Origin of the sequence: Streptomyces sp. URMC 124 (assembly GCF_051386455.1) — a bacterium.
In the GTDB taxonomy this organism is placed as follows: Bacteria; Actinomycetota; Actinomycetes; order Streptomycetales; family Streptomycetaceae; genus Streptomyces.
The window spans coordinates 1-21,523 of record NZ_JBPQTS010000023.1; the positions used below are offsets into that span (position 1 = coordinate 1).

17 protein-coding genes and 1 pseudogene are annotated in these 21,523 nt (G+C 73.4%); 5 read left to right on the top strand and 13 right to left on the bottom strand.

Annotated features, from left to right (window positions below):
* Positions 1-190: pseudogene (locus ACSNOG_RS07100) on the top strand (DUF3533 domain-containing protein); the annotation flags it as partial.
* A gap of 188 nt (positions 191-378) precedes the next feature.
* The gene (locus ACSNOG_RS07105) at positions 379-1,362 is read left to right on the top strand and encodes a terpene synthase family protein (protein ID WP_436751687.1); all 984 of its coding nucleotides are present in this window, start codon (positions 379-381) and stop codon (positions 1,360-1,362) included.
* On the opposite strand, the gene ACSNOG_RS07110 is transcribed toward ACSNOG_RS07105, so the two are convergent.
* The 4 genes from ACSNOG_RS07110 to ACSNOG_RS07125 form a co-directional block, all read right to left on the bottom strand.
* Entirely contained in the window at positions 1,342-3,003 is a 1,662-nt protein-coding gene (locus ACSNOG_RS07110; protein WP_436751688.1) for a dipeptide ABC transporter ATP-binding protein, read from the bottom strand. The genes ACSNOG_RS07105 and ACSNOG_RS07110 overlap by 21 nt on opposite strands.
* Entirely contained in the window at positions 3,000-3,992 is a 993-nt protein-coding gene (locus tag ACSNOG_RS07115; RefSeq protein WP_436751689.1) for an ABC transporter permease, read from the bottom strand. Before ACSNOG_RS07115 ends, ACSNOG_RS07110 begins: the two co-directional genes overlap by 4 nt.
* 36 nt (positions 3,993-4,028) lie before the next feature.
* The gene (locus tag ACSNOG_RS07120) at positions 4,029-5,810 is read right to left on the bottom strand and encodes an ABC transporter substrate-binding protein (protein WP_436751690.1); all 1,782 of its coding nucleotides are present in this window, start codon (positions 5,808-5,810) and stop codon (positions 4,029-4,031) included.
* Between the two features lie 104 nt (positions 5,811-5,914).
* Complete coding sequence (locus tag ACSNOG_RS07125) at positions 5,915-6,910, bottom strand: ABC transporter permease (protein WP_436751691.1); 996 nt, start codon at positions 6,908-6,910, stop codon at positions 5,915-5,917.
* Between the two features lie 413 nt (positions 6,911-7,323).
* Between ACSNOG_RS07125 and ACSNOG_RS07130 the strand changes: the two genes are divergently transcribed.
* A complete protein-coding gene (locus ACSNOG_RS07130; RefSeq protein WP_436751692.1) occupies positions 7,324-7,779 on the top strand; it encodes a subtilase-type protease inhibitor in 456 nt (151 codons plus the stop codon).
* A gap of 89 nt (positions 7,780-7,868) precedes the next feature.
* Here the strand turns inward: ACSNOG_RS07130 and ACSNOG_RS07135 are convergent, their stop codons facing one another.
* The 7 genes from ACSNOG_RS07135 to ACSNOG_RS07165 all read right to left on the bottom strand — a co-directional run bounded on the left by ACSNOG_RS07135 (position 7,869) and on the right by ACSNOG_RS07165 (position 16,164).
* Complete coding sequence (locus ACSNOG_RS07135; protein ID WP_436751693.1) at positions 7,869-8,951, bottom strand: S1 family peptidase; 1,083 nt, start codon at positions 8,949-8,951, stop codon at positions 7,869-7,871.
* Positions 8,952-9,523: 572 nt separating this feature from the next.
* Positions 9,524-10,423: a slipin family protein gene (locus tag ACSNOG_RS07140; RefSeq protein ID WP_436751694.1), complete on the bottom strand. Its 900-nt coding sequence runs from the start codon at positions 10,421-10,423 to the stop codon at positions 9,524-9,526.
* A gap of 135 nt (positions 10,424-10,558) precedes the next feature.
* On the bottom strand, positions 10,559-11,473 hold the full coding sequence (locus ACSNOG_RS07145) for a S1 family peptidase (protein WP_436751695.1): 915 nt from the start codon (positions 11,471-11,473) through the stop codon (positions 10,559-10,561).
* 162 nt (positions 11,474-11,635) lie between these two features.
* The gene (locus ACSNOG_RS07150) at positions 11,636-12,436 is read right to left on the bottom strand and encodes a DUF1684 domain-containing protein (RefSeq protein ID WP_436751696.1); all 801 of its coding nucleotides are present in this window, start codon (positions 12,434-12,436) and stop codon (positions 11,636-11,638) included.
* Positions 12,437-12,441: 5 nt separating this feature from the next.
* Positions 12,442-13,500 carry an LLM class flavin-dependent oxidoreductase gene (locus tag ACSNOG_RS07155; RefSeq protein ID WP_436751697.1) on the bottom strand — a complete coding sequence of 353 codons (1,059 nt, stop codon included), beginning with the start codon at positions 13,498-13,500 and terminating at the stop codon, positions 12,442-12,444.
* Entirely contained in the window at positions 13,497-14,423 is a 927-nt protein-coding gene (locus ACSNOG_RS07160; protein WP_436751698.1) for an LLM class flavin-dependent oxidoreductase, read from the bottom strand. The genes ACSNOG_RS07155 and ACSNOG_RS07160 overlap by 4 nt, the downstream gene beginning before the upstream one ends.
* Before the next feature lie 466 nt (positions 14,424-14,889).
* Complete coding sequence (locus ACSNOG_RS07165; protein WP_436751699.1) at positions 14,890-16,164, bottom strand: DUF5685 family protein; 1,275 nt, start codon at positions 16,162-16,164, stop codon at positions 14,890-14,892.
* Between the two features lie 331 nt (positions 16,165-16,495).
* Here ACSNOG_RS07165 and ACSNOG_RS07170 point away from each other — a divergent pair, with 331 nt between their 5' ends.
* Entirely contained in the window at positions 16,496-16,933 is a 438-nt protein-coding gene (locus tag ACSNOG_RS07170) for a cell division protein SepF (protein WP_058045069.1), read from the top strand.
* Between the two features lie 38 nt (positions 16,934-16,971).
* Here the strand turns inward: ACSNOG_RS07170 and ACSNOG_RS07175 are convergent, their stop codons facing one another.
* The gene (locus tag ACSNOG_RS07175; RefSeq protein ID WP_436751700.1) at positions 16,972-18,138 is read right to left on the bottom strand and encodes an acyl-CoA dehydrogenase family protein; all 1,167 of its coding nucleotides are present in this window, start codon (positions 18,136-18,138) and stop codon (positions 16,972-16,974) included.
* A gap of 176 nt (positions 18,139-18,314) precedes the next feature.
* On the bottom strand, positions 18,315-19,985 hold the full coding sequence (locus tag ACSNOG_RS07180; protein WP_436751701.1) for an MFS transporter: 1,671 nt from the start codon (positions 19,983-19,985) through the stop codon (positions 18,315-18,317).
* A 202-nt stretch (positions 19,986-20,187) separates the two neighbouring features.
* Here ACSNOG_RS07180 and ACSNOG_RS07185 point away from each other — a divergent pair, with 202 nt between their 5' ends.
* Positions 20,188-21,372, top strand: a complete 1,185-nt coding sequence (locus ACSNOG_RS07185; RefSeq protein ID WP_436751702.1) for a glycosyltransferase family 39 protein — start codon at positions 20,188-20,190, stop codon at positions 21,370-21,372.
* Positions 21,373-21,523: the final 151 nt, after the last annotated feature.

A 21,523-nucleotide genomic window follows, 5' to 3' on the forward strand; every position in this document is an offset into this window, starting at 1 on the left:
CTTCTGGAACGCCATCGGCCCCGCCCTCCCCCCGGGCGCCGGCACCTGGTCCGCCCGCTCCCTCGCCTACTTCCGCGGCAACGGCCTGACGGGCCCGTTGCTGGTGCTGTCGGCGTGGGCGGTGGCGGGGGCGGTGGTGACGATGGTGTGCGCGGGGCTCAAACGGCGGGAAAAGAACTCCGAAGAGTGAACGCGCCTTCTCGGACGACACAGCAGGGCGGGCGCCCCCGGGCTCCCGCCGGGGCGACGGCGCACTAGCCGCCGCGCACGCCCGGTCGTGCACTGATGAGCCGCTGGCGAACCGGGGACGGGCCATGGATCCGGTGCGGTGCCGGGGTGGACGCTGTGACTTCCCATCCCTCGTCCTTGAGGAACGTCGTGTCCCCCGTGCCCCGTTACCGGCCGCCGGTCACCGATCTCCCCGAGCCTGAGCGGGTCAGCCCGCACCTCGACGAAGCCGCCGCGTTCACCGACCGGTGGGTGCGGCGCACCGGGCTCATCCAGTCCTTCTCCGCGCAGCGGCGCTTCCGCAGGGCGCGCTGCGTCGACCTCGCGGCGCGGGTGGCTCCGCAGGCCACGTGCCCGCGGCTGCAGCGGACGGCGGCGTGGATCGTCTGGTTCCACGCGCTGGACGACCGGTGCCGCCACCCTCGCGGCGAGGAGTACGCGTTCGGGTTCGGTGCGCTGCCCGACTTCCTGCCCCCGGACGGCGGGCCCACCCCGCCGGCTCGTACGGCGCTGCAGCGGGCCCTCGCCGACGTGTGGCGGATGACGGCCCCGGCGATGTCGCCGGCATGGCGCGAGCGCTTCGCCGCCCGCTTCCGCGAACTCGCCGACCGGCGGCTGTGGGACGCCCTCGCCGCGGGGTCCGCCCTCGATCTCGTCGAGTACGTCTGCGAGCGCGAACTCCCGGCGCCCGTACGGGGGCTGGCGTCGTTCCGGTCCGTGTCCGGCGCCGCTACCGCGGTGCTCGCACGCGGCGGCGCGGAGGCGGAGACAGAAGCAGAGACGGAGGCGGAGAAGGAAGCAGCGGCGGAGGCGGAGGCGGAAGCGTTCCGGGGTGTGCTCCACGGCGTCGCGGCAGAGGCGGCGCGGGCCGGGCTCCCTCCGGCCGCGCTCTCGGCGGTATCCGCCTACCTCCACGCCCTCGCCCTCTGGGCGGACGGCCGGCTGGCGTGGGCCCGGCACGGCGGCACGGCCGGTTCGGGCGCGCCCGAACCCGGCGGGCACCGGCCGCTCCTCCTCGCCGACGACGTGACCTGCGTCCCCGTCGACCTGCTGCGCCCACGGCGGCCCGCACCACCGCCCGTCCCCTCCACGAGCGGCGGTGCGGGCACCGCCCTACATCGTGGCCGCGAGTAGCTCGCGCGTGTAGGGGGCCTTCGGATCGCCGAACACCTCGTCCCGCGGTCCGCTCTCCACCACGGTCCCCGCCCGCATCACCGCCACCCGGTCGCAGAAGTGGCGGACGACGGCGAGGTCGTGCGAGACGAACAGCAGGGACAGGCCCAGTTCGTCGCGGAGGTCCATGAGGAGGTTCAGTACCTGCGCCTGCACGGAGACGTCCAGCGCCGAGACCGGCTCGTCGGCGATGACCAGGCGGGGGCGCAGGGCCAGGGCGCGGGCGATGCCGATGCGCTGGCGCTGGCCGCCGGAGAACTCGTGCGGGTAGCGGCCGAGATGGGCCGTCCGCAGGCCCACCTGCTCCAGCAGTTCGGCCGCCCGGGCCCGGCGCTCCTCCCTGCCCAGGGCGGTGTGCACCCGCAGCGGCGTGGTGACGATCTCCTCGACGGTGCGGCGCGGGTTGAGCGAGGCGTACGGGTCCTGGAAGACCAGCTGGACGTCGCGGCTGAGCTCGCGGCGCAGGCGGGTGTCGACCGCGGCCCGGGAGATGTCCCGGCCGTCGAACCGCACGGTCCCGGAGGTGGGGCGCTGCAGGCCTGCGAGGACCCTCGCCGTGGTCGACTTCCCCGACCCGGACTCGCCGACCAGGCCGAGCGTCTCGCCGGAGCCGATACGCAGACCGACCCCCCGCACGGCCCGAACGGCGCCGCGCCCTCCCCAAAGCCCCCGGCGCCCGCCGAACTCCACGTGCAGATCGATGACTTCGGCGAGGGGAGCGGCGGGGGCCGGCCCGGCGGCAGCAGGCCGTTTCAGAGCCGGAGCCGGAGCCGGGTCCTCGACCGTCGGCAAGCGCGTGCCCGGCAGCGTATGGAGGGTCGGGGCCGCGCCGATCAGTGCCTTGGTGTACGGGTGTGCGGCGTCGTTCAGGAGTTTGCGGGTGGGGCCCTCCTCCAGCCCCCTCCCGCCCCGCATCACGAGCATGCGGTCGCACGTCTGCGCCACCACCCCCACGTCGTGGGTGACGAGCAGCACCGCCGTGCCGCTTTCCTCCTGCAGTTCCGCGAGGAGGTCGAGGACCTGCCGCTGGACGCGCGCGTCCAGCGCCGTCGTGGGTTCGTCGGCGATGAGCACGTCGGGGCTGTTGACCAGCGCCATGGCGATCATCACGCGCTGCCGCATGCCGCCGGAGAACTGGTGCGGGTAGTCGCGGGCGCGGGCGGCCGGGATACCGACGCGCTCCAGCACGGTCAGCGTCTTCTCCTTCGCGTCGGCGCGCCGCCCCGCACCCGCCGGCGCGTGCACGCGGTAGGCCTCGGCCAGCTGCGCGCCGACCGTGTGGAAGGGCGACAGCGCGGCCAGCGCGTCCTGGAAGACCATGGCGATCCGCGACCCGCGCAGGGCGCGCACCGCGGACTCGGGCGCGCCCACCACCTCCGTGCCGCCGATCAGCACGCTGCCGCCGACCCGCGTGCGGGCCGGGTCGTGCAGTCCCATCGCGGCGAGCCCCACCGTGGACTTGCCCGAGCCGGACTCCCCCACCAGTCCCAGGACTTCACCGCGTGCCAGGTCGAAGGAGAGCCCGTCGACGGCCGTGACGCGCGTGCCGTCCCGCCCCCGGAAGGAGACCGTCAGGTCGCGTACGGACAGGGCCGGGGTCATGCGAGCCTCACCCTCGGGTCGAGCCAGGCCACCACCAGGTCGGCGAGGGCGACGAAAACCACCACGAAGAAGGCGGCGAGCAGCACCGTGCCGACGACCGTCGGCAGGTCGTTCTGGACGACGGAGTCGACGGCGAGTTTGCCGACGCCGCCGAGCCCGAAGACGGTCTCGGTGATGAAGGCGCCGCCGAAGAGCGCCCCGGCCTCCAGTCCGAGCAGCTGGACGAGGGGCCCGGCGGCGCCGCGCGCCGTGTACTTCCCGTGCGCCCGCAGCGCGGTGAGCCCCTTGCCGCGGGCCGTGCGCACGTACCCCTCGTGCATCGTCTCCAGCGTCTGGGAGCGCGCGAGGCGGGCGAAGACGGCGGCGTTGACGAAGCCGAGGACGAGCCAGGGCAGCAGCAGCCCGGCGGCCCACGCGACGGGCCCTTCGGCGAGGGGGACGTAGCCGGGCAGCGGCATCAGGTCGGTCGAGTAGACCAGCAGGTACTGCAGGGCGTAGCCGAGGAAGTAGATCTGGACGCTCGCGCCGACCAGGGTGAAGCCGGACAGCAGCCGGTCGGTGGCCGTGCCCTGGTGCAGCGCGGCGGCGAAGCCCGCCCCGATGCCGAGGACGACGATCACCGCCAGCGCCCCGCCCGCCAGCGACAGCGTCACGGGGAAGCGGTCGCCGATGGCGTCGAGGACCGGCTGGTGGAGGGTGTAGGAGTAGCCGAGGCAGGGCGCGGCGCAGTCGATGGGGCTGCCGTCGACGTCGCTGATGGTGCGGCCGGCGACGAGGCCGCGCAGGTAGTCGAGGTACTGGGTGGTCAGGGGCTGGTCCAGACCCATGCTGTGGCGGACGGCCTCGACCTGTGCGGTGTCGCACTTGGGGCCGCAGGCGATGAGTGCGGGGTCGGAGGGGGCGGCGTAGAAGAGCCCGAAGGCGGCGGCGGTGATCGCGAGGAGCACCGCCGCGGCCTGCAGGACCCGCCGCAGGAGGTAGCCGGTCATGTCGGGGTCAGGGCTTCCGGTTCAGGGCTTCCGGGGTCAGGGCTTCTTCAGGTACAGGTCGGCGGCCGCGATGGAGCCGTAGATGGGGTGGACGGCGGCTCCGCCGACGTTCTTCCCGCGGAACTGGGTGACGCTGGTGTAGAGGAACGGCACGACCGGGACGTCCTTCATGACGGTCTGTTCGAGGGTGATGAGGGCGTCGGCCTTCTGCTGCGCGTCGCCGATGGTCGCGATGCGCTCCAGCTCCTTGTCGACCTCGGGGTTGCTGTAGCGGATGGAGTTGGCGAGGGCGTCGAGCTTGCTGTGGTAGCTGTCGGGCAGCAGCGTGGACGGGGTGGGCCAGTCGACGGAGTTGGTGGACAGCCACAGGTCGTAGGGGGCCGGCCCGCGGAAGACCTCGTTGGTGAAGGCGGCCTTCTCCAGCGGCTTGGTGACGAGCTTGATGCCCGCCTTGGCGAAGGCCTCGACGAGGACCTGGGCGAGCCGGTCCTTCTCGGGCGCGTCGCTCTCGTACGCGTACGTGAGCGTGTCGACCTTGGTCTTGGCCTTCGCCAGGTGCTCCTTGGCCTTCTCGACGTTCCCGGCGGGCGCGACGGGGTAGAGGTCGTACTTCTTCCAGCCGACGACGGCGGGCGAGGAGAGCGTGGTGGCGAAGTCGCCGAGGCGGGGGCCGCCGAGGACCTGGCGGGCCTGCTCGCGCGGGAAGAGGTAGTGGATGGCCTTGCGGACCTCGGGGTCGGTGACGCGGCTGTTCTTGATGTAGAGGTCGCTGGTGTAGGCGCCCTGGCTGCCGGCGACGAGGAGGTCCTTCTTGCCCGGGTCGCGGCGGGCCTCGGCGTAGAGCTCCGGCGGCACCTCGCTCTTGGTGGAGAGGGTGTCCGGTCCGCTGCCGCGCCCGTTGAGGACCTCCTGCGCGGTGTTGAGGATCTTCTTGCCGAAGGTGAACTCGAAGCGGTCCGCGTACTGGTGGCGGATGGGGTCGGTCTCCGGCTTCCAGTGCGGGTTGCGCTCCAGGGTCAGGCTCTGGTTCTGCTTGTGCTCGGCGATCCGGTAGGGGCCGGTGGCGAAGGGGCGGGTGTCGTAGCCGGTGCCGGTGTCCTTGTCCTTGCGGACGGGGGACGAGGAGGACTGGGCGGCCATGTAGGGCACGTCGGCCTGCGGCTGCGGGAAGTGGAAGACGATCGTCTTGGCGTCGGGCGTCTCGATGGCGTCGAGGTCGCCGTGCTCGGGGCCCGCGTACTTCCCGACGGCGGCGGTGCGGTCCTCGGAGCCGGTGAGCCACTCGGGCCAGTAGGTGGGGCCCAGTTCGAAGCCGGGGGCGAAGGTCCGCTCGATGCCGTACTTGACGTGCTCGGACGTGATGGGCTCGCCGTCCTCCCAGGTGATCCCGTCCTTGAGCTCGTACGTCCAGGTGCGGCCGCCGTCGGAGGACCGCCCGGTGTCGGTGGCGAGGTCGCCGACGAGCCTGGGCTTGCCGCCCACCACCTGATACTGGGTCAGCTGCCGCCCCCACAGCAGGGACGTGCTGTACGACTCGCCCGCGTAGATCTTCTGCGGGTCGAGGTGGCCGTAGTCGTTGGCGTTGGCGATGCGGATCGTGCCGCCGGTCCGGGCCCCCTCGACCGCCGGGGCCGGGCCCTTGCTGTCCTCGGCGGTGCCGAGCGTGGCGGTGAGCCGCTGACCGCTCTTGGCTGCGGCCTCGCCCTTCCCCTTGGCCCCGCCCTCCGCTCCGGCACCGGCCGAGCAGGAGCACATCAGCAGGGCGGCGGCGGTGACGAGCGCCGGAAGGGCTGCGGTGCGCGGGCTGATTCGGACCATGGGGGAACTCCGTTGATCGACAGGGTGGGTACGCCCCGTCAGGGGCGCGGGGCTGTGCCGGTTTGCGGCTCCGCCGCGCGGGCGCGACCAGCAGGCTGTGAGGCTCAGCGCACGATCCGCGGATCGAGCGCATCGCGAACCGCGTCCCCGAGCAGGTTGAACGCGAGGACGAAGACGAGGATCGCGACGCCGGGGAAGACCATGTAGGTCGGGTCGTCGTAGAAGACTTCGGAGCCGCGGGAGATCATGCGGCCCCAGTCGGGGATCGGCTCGTCGATGCCGACGCCGAGGAAGGACAGCGCGGCCTCGGCGGTGACGATGCCGGGGACGGCGAGCGTGACGTGCACGAGCACGGGGGCCCAGACGTTGGGCAGGAGTTCGCGCAGCACGATGTGCCGGCGGCTCGCCCCGACGGCCCGCGCCGCTTCGACGAACTCGCGCTCGCGCAGGGCCCGTACGGACGTGCGCAGGACCATCGCGAGCGGCACCCAGCCGAAGGCCGAGAACACCAGGATGAGGGAGGTGAACTGCATCCAGGCGGGCTCATTCTCACCGGGGCCGACGAAGCGCGTCCGGATGACCGGGCTGAGCGCGAGGAGAAGCAGAAGTGTCGGAAAACCGAGCAGCACATTGCATACGAAAGTGAAGGCCCGGTCGGCGAGACCGCTGAGATAGCCGACGGTCACCCCGAGGACGACTCCGGCCACGGCGATCACGGCGACGGAGGCGAGGGCCACCAGCAGCGAGGTGCGCATGCCGTACAGGAGCTGGGCGAGCACGTCGCGGCCGAGGCCGGGTTCGATGCCGAACCAGTGGTCGGCGGAGATGCCGCCGTTGGGCAGGACCGGCAGGCCCTCGGCGCTGAGCAGTCCGGCGTCGCGCTGGCCGTAGTGCTCGGTGGGATTCTTCCCGTACAGGGCCGTGACCAGGGGCGCAGCCGCCGCGAGGAGGGCGCAGAACAGCACGGTGGCGAGGGCGGCCATGCCCGTGCGGTCGCGGCGGAAGGCGCGGCAGGCGGTGGCGAGGGGCCCGCGGGAGGGGGCCTTCAGGGACCTCTGAGAGGGCGCTTCGAGGGGTCCCCCTGAGTGCACTTCGGCCATTTGCTGCCGCGCTCCTGAATCGCTCCGGCCGCCGGTTGGTCACACGGCGGGCCTCTTTTCGGCCGGTCTGCGGGGGTCTCCCGCCCCGGGTTGCGGATCATTAGATCCAACGAATTAGGTAGCCGCAAACCATCTTTTTAAAGGCAGTTTTGATAATTCATCAAGGATTACAAGGAATCTTCCCTGGTCAATGTCCCTGTAACATTAAATCGCCGCAATTGGCCCCAATCGGGCACAGATGAAAGCCGGACCACTTCCCTCCCGTCTCGTATGAGACGTGCCTCACATGAGATTCGGCCACTACCGACAGTTTTCAACCAGCGACTGAAAGTGTTCGATCCATGTGCGTTCATGCTCAACTTGGGTAAGACTTCCGTCCGTTATCTGCAGCCACGAGCAAGGGAGTGTTCGGAATGCGGTACATCACTGGGGGCATCGCGATGGGCGCCGCGCTCGCACTGGGCGGCGGCCTCCTGGCCGCCGGAACGACGACCGCGAGCGCCACACCCGCCCCTGTCCCCGCAGCACAGACGCAGAGTCTCTACGCCTCCTCCGCCCTGGTCCTGACCGTCGGTCACGGTGCGAACTCCGCCGAGGCCTCGGTCGACCGCGCGGTGACCCTGACCTGCTTCCCCAAGGCGACGGGCACGCACCCGGACGCGAAGGGCGCCTGCGCGGCGCTCCGCGCGGCCGGCGGTGACCTCAAGAAGGTCACCACCATCAAGTCCGGTACGGCCTGCACCAGGGAGTGGAACCCGAGCGTCGTCACCGCCGACGGCGTGTGGGAGGGCCAGCGGGTGCGCTTCGAGCACACCTTCGCGAACCCGTGCGAGGCGAAGGCGGGCAAGGGCACGCTCTTCGAGTTCTGAAACCCCCCGCAGAGCGGCTGAACGCGAGGCGGCCCCCGGACACCGTGGAGGTGTGTCCGGGGGCCGCCCTCGTCTGCGGGCCGGGCCGGTCAGGAGCCGCCGAGAGTCGCGTTGTACGCCGCGAGGACCGCCGTCACGGGCTGGAAGTACGTCATTCCGCCCCTGGTGCAGTCCCCGCTGCCGCCGGAGAGGATTCCCAGGGCGTCGGTGCCGGAGAAGTAGGAGCCGCCGCTGTCGCCGGGCTCGGCGCAGGCGGTGGTCTCGGTCAGGCCGGTGACCTGGCCCTCCGGGTAGTTGACGGTCACGCCGGTGCGCTTGACGGTGCCGCTCTTGACGCCGGTGGTGGACCCGCTGCGCCGGACCGTCTCGCCCGCGACCGCGTCACGGGCGGCGGTGATGGACTGCTGCGAGCCGTTGTAGAGGTTCACGGCGCTCGGATGTGCGGGAGCGCCGGTGGCGGCGTACGTCGCGAGGGCGTAGTCATGGACGGGGAAGACCGCGTTCTCGGTGTTCGCGATCACCGGGCCGCCGTTGGTGGCGGCCCAGGCGGCCTCGGCCTTGCCGCAGTGCCCGGCCGTGACGAAAGCGTCCGGCTTGCCGGCCCGCTTGACGTTGAAGCCCAGCGAACAGCGGTGGCGGGAGCCGAAGACCGCATCGCCGCCCGCGATGTACCGGGTGAGCTTCGCGGACGTCCTCTTCACCAGCACGGCGTCCCCGAGGGACCGGACGGACTCCTTCAGCCGCGTCAGCTTCGCACCGGTAACCGTGGGGTCGGCGGTCACGACGACCCGGTTGAGGGAGGGGTCCGTCCCCCAGGTGGTGCCGGGGATCGCCTCGCCCGCGTCGAGGGTGGCCTTCGCCGCGTCGAGCTCGGCCCGGGAGTTGCGGACGGCGCGCGGCTGCCCGCCCACCGCGCGGACCAGGCCGGCGGCCTTCCCGCCCGTGACGTTGACGACGAGCCTGCCGAGAGCGGAGTCGTAGTACGAACCCGCGATCGCGTCCTCCGCCCCGGCGGGGAGCGTACGGGCGACGGCCGCGGCGTCGGTCGCGGAGAGCGCGGGGGGTGGGGCGGGCGAGGCATCGGCCTGCTGCGGGCCGAGGGTCACGGCCGCGAGGGCCGCCGTGGCGACGGCCGCCAGGGCCGCGCGGACGGAGATCCATCTACGCTTCAACTCGGCACCTCCAGTGGGGGTTGGGCGCCGCCACGGGATCACCGCGGGCCCGGAGGGGGTACGACATGGGCCGCCTCCTGCTTTACAGAGGGCGCGTCCATGCCAAGTCGACCAAACGAGTATCCCGGACCCGGGGAGGGCGCGCACAAGGCGGACTCCTCGTGCGCGCGTGTCGCTTTGCGCGCCCAGCGGGGGATGTGCGCGCGGGCGGGGGGAGTTGCCCGCCACCACCCCGCGCACATCCGGCGCCCCCGTTTTAGCCCACCGGGGTGGCCCGGCGGCGCCGGGTTACGCCATCGGGGTTGCCCACCGGAACAGCGACCCCAGCGGTCGAGACCTCGAACTCCGCGGACCGCACCGCACCGCCCCCCTTCTCCCGCCGCAACGGCGAGACCCCGAACGGCGCGGACCGGCGGTGCCGGGCCGTCCTCGGGCCCTCCGGCACCGCCGGTCTCCACCGTCGTGGCCGATCACCGCCGCGGCGGACAGAGAGGGCGGGGCCTCAGGGCCCCGCAGGCGGTGACCCCCTCGGGTTCGCTGTGGGCGGCGGGGGACGCCGGGGCGGCCGCCCGTCAAGGGTTCGGCGGGCCCGGGGGGAGTTCCTCCGGAGGCCGGGGCGGCTCGACCGCCGCGTCCTCCACCGCCGCGTCCTCCGGTGGCGGCGGCGCCGGAGACGACGCCCGGCGCGGCGGATCCGGCGGCACAAGCCCTTGCTGGGCCGAGCGCTCCAGGAAGCGCAGGAGCTCCACCGGGAACGGCAGGACCAGGGTGGAGTTCTTCTCCGCCGCCACCGCCACCACCGTCTGCAGCAGCCGCAGCTGCAGCGCCGACGGCTGGTCGGCCATCGTGGCCGCCGCCTCGGCGAGCTTCTTCGACGCCAGCAGCTCCGCGTCCGCGTTGATCACCCGCGCCCGCCGCTCGCGCTCGGCCTCCGCCTGCCGGGACATGGACCGCTTCATCGTCTCCGGCAGCGAGACGTCCTTGATCTCGACCCGGTCGATCTGCACGCCCCAGCCGATGGCGGGGCTGTCGAGCATGAGCTCCAGGCCCTGGTTCAGCTTCTCGCGGTTGGAGAGCAGGTCGTCGAGGTCGCTCTTGCCGATGATCGAGCGCAGCGACGTCTGGGCCATCTGCGAGACGGCGAAGCGGTAGTCCTCGACGGCGATGACCGCCTCGGCGGGGTTGACCACCTTGAAGTAGACGACGGCGTCGACCCGCACGGTGACGTTGTCGCGGGTGATGCCTTCCTGCGCGGGCACCGGCATCGTGACGATCTGCATGTTCACCTTGCGCAGCCGGTCGACGCCGGGAATGACCAGGGTGAAGCCGGGCGGGCGGATCTCGGGCAGGAGCCGCCCGAGCCGCAGCACGACACCGCGTTCGTACTGCTTGACCACGCGGGCCGCCGCCGTGACGTACACCGCCCCGGCGGACGCCGCGGCGACCGCTGCCACCACCAGTTCCTCGACCATGGCAGGCCCCCTGCCGTACATCCCGGGTGTTATGTCCACGGTATGCCCGTATCGGGCGCAGGGTCGAGCCCCCGGCCGGGGTGCGGTGGCCGGGGGCTGTCCTGCCGGCGGGCGGCGGGACCGGCGGGGCGGGCCTCAGCCGATGGTCACTCCGTACGCCTTGAGCGCCGGGCCGACGGGCTGGAAGAAGGTCGTTCCGCCGGACGTGCAGTTGCCGCTGCCTCCGGAGGTGAGGCCGAGGGCGGTGGAGCCTGCGAAGAGGGCGCCGCCGCTGTCGCCGGGCTCTGCGCAGACGTTCGTCTTGATGAGTCCGCGGACGACCTGGCCGTTGCCGTAGTTGACGGTGGCGTTGAGGCCGGTGACCTTGCCGCCGTGCAGGCCGGTGGTGGAGCCGCTGCGCTGCACGGACTGGCCGACGGTCGCGTTGCCGGCGGCGGTGATCCGCTGGGTGCGGCCGTTGTAGAGGTTGACCTCGCTGGGGTGCGGGAGGGAGCCGTTGGTGTACTGCACGATGCCGTAGTCGTTGCCGGGGAAGCTGGTGCCCGTGGTGGGACCGATGCTCGTGGTGTGCGCGGAGTTGCTGTAGTAGGGCGGCTTGCCCTCGGTGCAGTGGCCTGCGGTGAGGAAGTAGGCGGTGTTGCCCTTGCGCACGTTGAACCCGAGCGAGCACCGCCAGCTCGGGGCGTAGATCGCGTCGCCGCCGCGGAGGAAGGGGCGCAGCGTGCCGGGGGTGCGCTCGATGCGTATGGCCTCCACCGCGGTGCCGGCCTTCTCCTTGATCCCGGCGAGGGCGGCGGCGGAGACGGTGGAGTCGGCGGTGACGACGAGCGTGCCGGTGTCCTGGTCGACGGCCCAGGCGGTGCCGGCGACGTCCGCCGCCTGGACGGCGGCGGAAGCGGCGGACAGCTGGGCGGCGGAGTGTCTGACGGGGGCCGATGCGCCGCCGCTCTGGGCGTGGGCGGCGGTGCCGGCGAGGGCGGCCGCGGCGGCGAGGGCGGAGGCGAGGCCGATGCGGGTCGCGGTGCGGGGGGTGGTGCGCTTGATCCTCACGTTCTTCCTCCCGAGTGGGGTCGGTGAGGCGCAGCCAGAACGGGCACGCGGGATTCCACTTTCGTCGTGCCCCTGACAAGCGCTGTTCGGGAGTATTCGGGCCCCGCGCCGAGACCCGCAAGAGCATCTTTCGGACGGCGCGGGGCGCTCCGCGAGGGATCGCTAGCCGAGCAGCACGCGCCGCTCCCCCGCCGGGACCGAGACGGGCAAGGTGTTGCCCGGCGGCGGGAACGGGCAGATGAAGTGGTCGGCGAAGGCGCAGGGCGGCAGGAGGGCGCCGTTGAAGTCGACGGTCACCCGTCCGTCGACGCCGGGCGCGGGCGTGCGCAGGAAGCGGAAGCGGTAGCTGGTGTCACCGCTCGTACCGTCGGCGAAGACCGCCCACAGCGTGCCGTCCACCTCGACGGCCACCTGCAGCGCGAGCTCGGATCCGGCGGCGGTGAAGGACAGTTCGCCGTCCAGGCCGAGTCCCCGCTCCCGCCCGTCCGCGTTCTCCACCGTCACCCTGCGGCTGCTGTCGAAGGGGCGGAAGACCCCCGGGAGCACCCAGTCCTCGTCGTACGGGAAGACGTCGATCGCGGTGAACGCCCGCCGCCCGGCCGAGCCGGGGTCGAAGACGCGCACCGCCCACAGCCCTTCGCGGCGCATCACCACGAGCTTGCGTCCGCCGTAGTCGACGCGGGCCGCGGCGGCCGCACCCTTGTCGGGGACGAGCCGGACCGCACCGTTCAGCGGGCGCCCGTCCGCCGTCAGCCCGTCGGCGGCCGTGGCGGTCAGCAGCACGGCGTCGCCGTCCTCGGCCCAGTGCCCGGGGATGGCGGGAAATCGCCCCTCGGAGGCGTCGGCGAGCCAGTGGGTCCCGGTGAGCGCAAGCGGCCCGTACGGTGCGGAGACCGCCTCCGTGCGCTCCTCGTGCCACGTCTTCCACTGCTGCCGTGCGTCGTTGCCCGTGTCCGTGCTCATGTCCGTCAACTCTTCCATACGGGCAGCGGCAGCCCGAGGTGTTCGCGCAGCGTCGCGCCCGTGTACTCCGTACGGAACGCGCCACGCTCCTGCAGCAGGGGCACCACACGGTCGACGAACTCGCCGAGCCCTCCGGCGTCGGGGTGGGGGACGAGGACGAAGCCGTCGGCGGCCCCCGCGGTGACCCACTCCTCCAGCCGGGCGGCCACTGCCGCGGGGGTGCCGGCGAGGACGGCGGCGGGCGGCGGGACCGGCGGTCTGCGGAGCCCGGCCGCCCTCTCCCGGGCCTCGGCGTCGGTGTCCCCGAGGACCGGTGTCACTCCCCGCATGACCTTCAGGTCGCCGGGGAGCCGGCCGTACGCGGAGAGCCGCCGTCCGGCGTCGGCGCGGAAGGCCCGCCCGGCCTCCCGCGTGCCGTGCCGGGTGAGGATCACGTCGGCGGCGCAGGCCGCGAACTCCCTGTCCTCTTCGGAGTCCCCGGCCCGGATGACGACCGGCCGGCCCTGCGGGCTGCGGGGCACGTCGAAGGTGCCGGAGAGGGAGAAGTGCCGCCCGTGGTGGGCGAAGGGGCGCGGCACGCCCTCGGGCGTCCACGAGTCCCACAGCTCGCGCGCGGTGGCGGCGAACTCGGCGGTGCGGGCGCGGGCCCCGGCCCGGTCGGGGCGGCCGCCGCCTTCGCCGGAGGCGACGGCGTTCCAGGCGGCCCGCCCGCCGCTGAGGTGGTCGAGGGAGGCGACGCGCCGCGCCAGTGTGTACGGCTGACGGCACGTGGTGCCGAGGCCGGCCGCGAGGCCGATCCGCTCCGTGACGGCGGCCAGGGCGCTGAGCACGGTGACCGGCTCGGGACGGACGACGGCGTCCGGGTCGCCGGCGGCCGAGTCGCCGCTCCGGCCCCGGTGCTCGTGCAACCGCGGGTCCTCGTCGAGGAGGAGGAAGTCGAAGAGGCCGCGTTCGGCGGTGCCGGCGAGGCGGCGGAAGGCCGCGAAGCCGTCCGTGCCGCCGGCTCCGGGGAGGTGGGCGGCCAGGTGCATCTGCTGGGGCCGGTGTGCCCCGGGGGCGGTCATGCGGGCCTCCTTTCGGCTGCGTAGGGGTGGGCGGGGCGCGGCAGGCACAGGTGCTCGCGGAGCGTGCCGCCGGGATAGAAGGAGCGCAGCAGGCCGCGGTGCTGGAGCACGGGCACGGTCCCGTCGACCAGCAGGGCGAGGTCCCGGTCGGGGTCCCGCGGCCGGAAGTGGAAGCCGTCGATCACGCCGTCGGCCCACCAGGAGCCGGCCAGCTCGGCGAGGGCGACGGCGTCGGCGGCCGCGTACAGCGCCACGGGCAGGGAGGCGAGGACGACGATCCGGCCGGGATCGCGGCCGAGGGCGCGCAACCGGGCGTGCAGGTCGTCGCGGGCGGCGCGGACGGCTCCGGGGGCGGGCGCGGGGCCGGTGCGGACGTAGGCGACGTCGGCGTGGCGGGCGGCGGCCGCGCGGGGCAGCAGGCGGGTGGCGTCGACGACGGTCACCGGCCGGCCCTGCGGGGACCGGGGCGCACAGCCGTCCCAGAGTCCGGCGGCGGCGTCGGCGACGGCCGCGGCCTCGCGCCACAGGTCGGCGGGGGCAGCGGCACGGCGGCCGAAGTGGCGCGCCGCGGCCTCGGTGCCGGAGACCTCCACGGTCCAGCCGGCGCGGCCGCCGCTGACCCAGTCGAGGGTCGAGAGGGCGGTGGAGAGGTGGAGCGGTTCGGTGCGGGTGGTGGTGACGGTGGGGACCAGGCCGATGCGTTCGGTGGCGGGCGCGACGCGGGCGAGGACGGCGAGCGCGTCGAGGCGGCTCTCGCCGCGCCTCGGCGGGCCGAGGGTGTCGCCGAGGGTGACGAAGTCGAGCCTGCCGCGCTCGGCGAGTTGCGCGGCGCGGACGTAGGGCCCGGCGTCCCGGACGCCGGGGCGGTCGATGCTCACGGCCAGGTGCAGGGGCCGGATGGGTGCGGACGCGGACAGGGGCATGCGAAGGCTCCGTGGATACGGGATCGGACACGGGAAGGTGCCTTCACATCGCGCGCAGCGGACGCACGGGGGCGCACGGACGCATCATCCGGCCGCGCCCCTCAGCACGGCCGAACTCCGAGGCTATTCGCGTGCCCTGGCCAACTGTCAAGCCGTGCCCGCACTCCTGTCCACACTGTGGGCAGGCCGTCTCAGCACGGTTGACGCGGAAACGGAAGGCTGTTCCACTTGGCCCATGCACCCAGGGCAACGGCTGGTCACCCGGGACCACATCGACTTCGGTCGGGTGTGGTCCGCATCGTGTCCGGGCTCCCGTGCACCTCTTCCGGGTACCCCCCGGGGCTGACCGCGCTCGGCGCGCGGCGCCCCCTTACGCCTTCACATCCGTGGCGTTCCGCCGCACCCTCCCCTCGCACCACGCTGTTCTACGGGGCGCACCCTCGTACTCACTCGTACTCACTCGTACTCAACAGCCGCAGTCACAACCGCAGTCGCAGTCACCGCAGCATTCACAGCAGTTGCAGCAATCGCCACAGCCGCTGCAATCACAGTTGTCGCACTCGCATTTGTGGCACCAGCCCTCACGCTGCTGACCGTCCCAGGGGTCGAAGTACGGATCCCGGCAGCAGACCTGACACGTGCAGAAAAGCGTGGCCCACACCGCGCAGCCGGCCAGCAGCCCGCGCCGCCTCCCCCGCCGCGGCGGCTCGGGCGGCGCGCCGGGGGGCATCCGGCCGGGCGGCATCTGGTCCGGCGGCATGACCGGCGGCGGCCCGAACGCCCCGTGCGGCGCGCCGTCCTGGAGCGCGACATGCCCGGCGTGACCCTCCGCCCCGGAATGCCCGCTATGCCCCGCATCACCCGTTATTTCGCCGTGCCCGGCGTGCTCGCCGTGCCCGGCGTGCCCGCAACTCGTCGTGCCGAACGCCCGGTCGACGGCACGCTCCAGCTCGTGCGCGAGCAGGACGTGCGCGAGCCTGCTCTGGCTCTTGCTGGCGAAGTCGACCTCGCGCAGCGCCAGACGGACGCCGTGCACCGCGTCGTCGCACAGCCGGCGCACCTCGGCGAGGTCGGTGCCGGTCGCGGCGACGGGGTTCCACGCACCGGTCTCCGCGTCCTCCGCCATGTCCTCCACGGCGTCCAGCAGGTGCGCGAGCCGCCCGAAGAGCCTGCCCGCCTCTTCCAGGGGCTCCTTGTTGCCCGGCCGCCCGGCGAGCACGGCGGTGTAGCCGAAGGCCGCCGCGGTGGCCGTCTCGGTGGGCTCCGTCACCGCCAGCAGCGACGTCCCCGGACCGGCCAGCGCCTCGACGCCGGCCTGCCGTTCGACCGCGTCGACCAGGACGGCGGTGTCGAAACCGAGGTCCGCTCCCGTACGGGCACCGGCCCGGTCCCACTTCGCCGCCACGCGGCGCGCCGCCGCGGCGACCGGCCGGCGCTTCAACACGCCGTCGCCGTCGGCGACATGGTCGCGCATCTTCGCCGAGGCCAGCACCAGCGAGACCGAGGCGGCCAGGCGCGCGCCCTCACCCTTGGCCACGGAAGCGGTGCGCATGCCGCGCAGCGGGCACGGTCCGGCCGTGCGGCGCCAGGAGTTGGCGCCCTCGTCCGCCGGTGACTGCGCCTCCACCAGGACCGAGATGACCAGACCGTCGTAGTTGGTGGCCGCGCGCGCGAACTGTCCGTGGTCGCCGCGCAGCGCGAGGCACAGTCCGCACAGATGCGCCATCCATTCCGTGCGCATGGCCTCTGACAACCGATGCCGACATGGCCTTATGATCCCGAACAAAACCCAGCCCCCGTGTGTGGTGTGAATGGACCCGGGCATCCTAAACACCTGACCACCCGACCCGACCGGGGCCCGCCCCGCGCCCCCCGATCGCCCGCCGTAACCGCATATGCCCAGGTCCAGGGCGCTACAAGGGGCCTGCGGGGTTTCTGACGCACCGCCAACCGGTTTGCACCAGATGCGTCACGAAATGCTCGTCCGGCGGCTATCCACTTGGCACACCATCCGCATCATGGACGACGATAGAGAAGCGGACGGAACACCCCGCGTGTGAGAGGAGGCGTCCATGGGATCGGTGCGCAAGGCGAGTGCCTGGCTCGGCCTCGTCGACGACAGCGATGACGAGCGCTACTACGACGACGAGTACGCCGAGGGACCCGAGCCCGGTGACGCCTGGGTCACCAACCCCAAGGTGCGGGTGGCGGACGAGGCCGCACAGGAACAGGGCACGCGCATCGCCACCGTCACCCCCGACGGCTTCCGCGACGCCCGCGGCATCGGCGAGCTCTTCCGCGACGGCGTACCGGTGATCGTCAACCTCACCGGCATGGAGCCCAACGACGCCAAGCGCGTCGTGGACTTCGCCGCCGGGCTGACGTTCGGGCTGCGCGGCTCCATCGAGCGCGTGGCCAACCGCGTGTTCCTGCTGACCCCCGCCGACTACATGGTGGTCAGCGGGGAGCCGAGGGGGCGGGCGAACGGCGGCTTCTTCAACCAGAGCTGAGTTTCACGGCCACGGCGAAGCCGTGCCGGGGCGAGGGCTTACCGGAAGGCGTCGAGGCCGGTGAGCGCCTTGCCCAGCACCAGCTGGTGCATCTCCACCGTTCCCTCGTACGTCAGCACGGACTCCAGGTTCGTGGCGTGCCGCATCACCGGGTACTCCAGGGAGATCCCGTTCGCGCCGAGGATCGTCCGCGCGGTCCGGCAGATCTCGATCGCCTCCCGGACGTTGTTGAGCTTGCCGAAGCTCACCTGTTCCGGACGCAGGCTCCCCGCGTCCATGCGCCGCCCGAGGTGGTGCGCCAGCAGGATCCCCTTGTGCAGCTCGACCGCCATGTCCGCGAGCTTGGCCTGGGTGAGCTGGAAGCCGCCGATCGGCCGGCCGAACTGCTCGCGCGTGCGCGCGTAGTCGAGGGCGGTCTCGAAGCTCGTGCGCGCCGCGCCCATCGATCCCCAGACGATGCCGTAGCGGGCGTGGCTCAGGCAGCTCAGCGGGCCGCGCAGCCCGGTGACCTCCGGCAGGACGGCGCCCGCGGGCAGCCGCACCTCGTCCAGGACCAGCTCGCTGGTGACGGAGGCGCGCAGCGACCACTTGTGCCGGATCTCCGGCGCGGACAGGCCGGGGCTGTCGGTGGGCACGACGAAGCCCCTGATGCCGTCGTCGGTCCGGGCCCAGACCACGGCGACGCCGGCGACCGAGCCGTTGGTGATCCACATCTTGCGGCCCGTCAGCACCCAGTCGCCGCCGTCGCGCTTGGCGTACGTGCGCATGCCGGCCGGGTCCGAGCCGTGGTCCGGCTCCGTCAGGCCGAAGCAGCCGATGGTCTCCCCCGCCGCCATCGCCGGCAGCCACTGCTGCTTCTGCTCCTCGGAGCCGAAGCGGTGGATCGCGTACATCGCGAGGGAGCCCTGGACGGAGACCAGGGAGCGGATGCCGGAGTCGGCGGCCTCCAGCTCCAGGCAGGCCAGGCCGTACTGAACGGCACTCGCGCCCGCACAGCCGTAGCCGCTGAGCTGCATGCCGAGGGCGCCGATCGCGCCGAGCTCGCGGGCGAGCTCCCGGACACCGGGCAGCTCGCCTGCCTCGTACCACTGCGCGATGTGCGGCAGGACGCGGTCGGCGGCCCAGCGGCGGACGGTGTCGCGGACGGCGAGGTCCTCGGGGCTGAGCAGGTCCTCGATCCCGAGGGGATCGTGCGGGTCGAACACGGCTGCCTCCGGCGGGGTGCGGGCGAATGTGATCGTCTTTCGCTTCGCCAGCACGCTACGGCCGGGTAACCGGCCGAGTCCAGGGGGGCCGGGGGGCTTGCCCCCGGGAAAGGGGGAAAGGGTTGGGGAAAGGGTGGGGCCGGAGCCCTTCTCCCGCCGCGGCGGACAACCGACCGCTACGTGACCGGCGGTGCCGAGCCCTCCTCGGCCGGGGCCGGAGCCGGGGCCGCGGCAGGCACCGCAGGCGCATCCGCCCCGCACTCCATCGCCCGCGGCAGGCGCAGCGCGGCGACCGCCCCCGCCAGCAGCAGACACGCGCTCAGCGCCAGCGTCACGTGCAGGCCGTGCACGAAGGCGTCCCGCGCCGCGACCCGCAGGGCCTCCCCCGCGGGTCCCCCCAGCCGGGAGGCGACGTCGTAGGCCTCGCCGAGGGAGTGGCTCGCGGAGGCGCCCGCCGCGCTGGGCACGCCGGGGACGGAGTCGACGCCGGGCGCGTACGCGGCGTTCATGACGCTGCCCAGCAGGGCGATGCCGATGCCGGCGCCGAGCTGGTAGGAGGTCTCGCCGATGGCCGCGGCGCCGCCCGCGGACTCGGCGGACGCCTCGCTGAGCATCGACTCGTAGGCGCCGAAGAGCGTGGTTTCGAGGCCGAAGCCGAGCAGGACGAAGCAGGCGACGAGTACCCCGGGGCGGTCCTGCAGCCCCATCGCGGTGAGCGAGGCGACCGCCGCGGCGGTCAGGACGAAGCCGAGGGCGACCATCGTCCGCGGGCCGAGCCGCTGCAGCATCCGGGAGCCGACGAGCCCGGCGGCCATCGCGGCGAGCGTGAGCGGCAGCAGCCGCAGGCCGGTCTCGAGCGGGGAGAGCCCGAGGACGAGCTGCAGGTACTGGGCGGCTATGAGCTCCAGCCCGACGAGCGCGAGCATGGCCAGCACGATGCACCCGACGGACGTGCCGAAGGCGGGCCGGGCGAACATCCGCAGGTCTACGAGCGGGTGGGTGCGCCGGCGCTGCCGGCGGACGAAGAGGACGAGCAGGGCCGCTCCGACGGCCCCCGGCACGACCGTGCCGAGGCTGAGCGCCTCGCCGGCCCCGGCCCGCTTCACGCCGAGGACGAGCCCGAACAGCCCGAACGCGGCCATGAGCGCGCCGGTGACGTCCCAGGGCCCGTCGCGGGGACCGGTCGACTCGGGCAGCAGCCAGCGCCCGACCGGCAGCGCGGCGGCCATGAGCGGGAGGTTGATGAGGAAGACCGATCCCCACCAGAAGTGTTCGAGGAGGAAGCCGCCGAGCAGCGGCCCGACCGCGGCGCCCACCGCGGCGACCGCGCTCCACACGCCGACGGCGAGGGCCCGCTCGCGCCGGTCGGGGAAGACCTGGCGGAGGATCGACAGCGTCGCCGGCATGATCATCGCGCCGCCGGCGCCGAGCAGCGCGCGGGCCCCGACGAGCACCTCGGGGGTGGGGGCGAACGCCGCGAGCGCGGAGGCCGCGCCGAAGAGCCCGTACCCCAGCAGCAGCACCCGGCGGCGGCCGACGCGGTCGCCGAGGGTGCCGAAGAGGATCAGCAGCGAGGCGCACACCAGCGGGTAGACGTCGACGATCCACAGCAGCTGCATCGCGCCGGGCCGCAGGTCCTCGGTGACGGCCGGGACGGCGACGTGCAGGACGGTGGCGTCGACGGCGACGAGGAGCAGGCTGACGCACAGGACGACGAGGACGGTCCAGCGGTTGGCCCCGGCGCCGGCGCCCGGCCCGTACGGCGGCCGCTGCCGCTGTCCGCGCCGGTACCGCTGCCGGGGGACGCCGTCGGCCCGCGGCGGGCCGGCCGTGGTCGTCCCGGACATTCACACCTCCGTGTCGTGCGCTCGCCGTCCGCCCGCCGGCCCTGGGGACTGCGGGCCTGGGGTGCCGCCCGGGGGGAGGCCGGGGGAATCGTCGTGGGCGAGTGACTCGACAGAGTACGCGAGTCCCGGGCACGGATCCGTGTGCTCCGTCACCGTCCGGGCCGATCGTGGAGGCGCTCCGCGCATGCTGGACAATTGATCGGTGACTGATCTTGTTTCTCCCGCCGGTACGGGCGCCGGGGCGGACCGGCCCCCCGCCGCCCGCCGGGTGCGTGGCGCGCTGCGCCGCGCGCTGCCCGCCCTGCTGGTCTACGCGGCGGTGCGGGCGCTGGGGATCGCGGTGCTCGCGCTGTGGGGACACTTCGCGGGCAAGAGCCCGCACCAGCTGCTCTCGGCGCGCTGGGACTCCCTCTGGTACGCGCGCATCGCCGAGGACGGCTACGGCTACACCCTTCACCTGCCGGGCGGGAAGGTCCACTCGGACCTTGCCTTCTTCCCGCTGCTTCCCTGGCTGGAACGCGGCCTGTCGGCGGCCTTCCCGCTGTCGGCCGCGGACGCGGGCCTGGTGGTGACCGCGCTGTCCTCACTGCTCGCGGCGTGGGTGGTCTTCCTGATCGGGGAGCGGCTGTACGGCCGGCGGGCGGGGGTGGCGCTCGTGGCGCTGTGGGCCGCGCTGCCGGTCGGCATCGTGCAGTCGATGGCGTATTCGGAGTCGCTGTTCACGGCGCTGGCGGCGTGGAGCCTGTACGCGGTGCTCACCGGGCGCTGGGTGTGGGCGGGCTCCTTCGCGGCGCTGGCCGGGCTGACGCGCCCGGTGGGGGCGGCCGTGGTCCTGGCCGTGTGGCTGGGCGTGCTGGCCGCGCTGCGGCGCGGGGGGCGGCCGGAGCGGCAGGAGCTGTTCCCGATGCTGCTGGGCGCGGTGCTCGCGCCGCTGGGCTGGCTCGCGTACTTCGCCTGGGTCGGCGTGCGGACCGGCAGCCCCACGGGCTACCTGGACGTCCAGGGCGGCTGGGGCAACGGCTTCGACGGCGGGCTGGCCTTCGGCTCCTTCGTCGCACAGCGCCTCTTCGGCCCGGCCTTCCCCGCGGGGCTCGGCCTGCTGGTGGGCGTGGGCCTGGTGCTGTGGCTGTACGCGGCGTGCGTGCGGCAGCGCCAGCCGCTGCCGCTGCTGGGGTACGCGGGCGCCGTGCTGCTGCTGGCGCTGACGGCGAAGGGGTACTTCGGCTCGAAGCCGCGCCTGATGATGCCGGCCTTCCCGCTGCTGCTGCCGCTCGCGGTGGCCCTCGCGCGGACACGGAGGGTACGGGCGGTGCTGACGGTGAGCGCCGTGGTGCTGGTGTCCGCGGTGTACGGGGCGTTCTGGCTGCACGGCTCCGGCCCCCCGTGATCGTTTTCCCGGACGACCGCCCGGCACCCTCCCGGGACCGCGGGAAAACGTAGCGGAACGGCACGGCCAATCCCCGATAAACGAAGGCCGGCAAAGGCGGGAAATAGGGCCCGGACAGCTACTCGGAGCGGCCCGGGAATTTCCTGGGCGG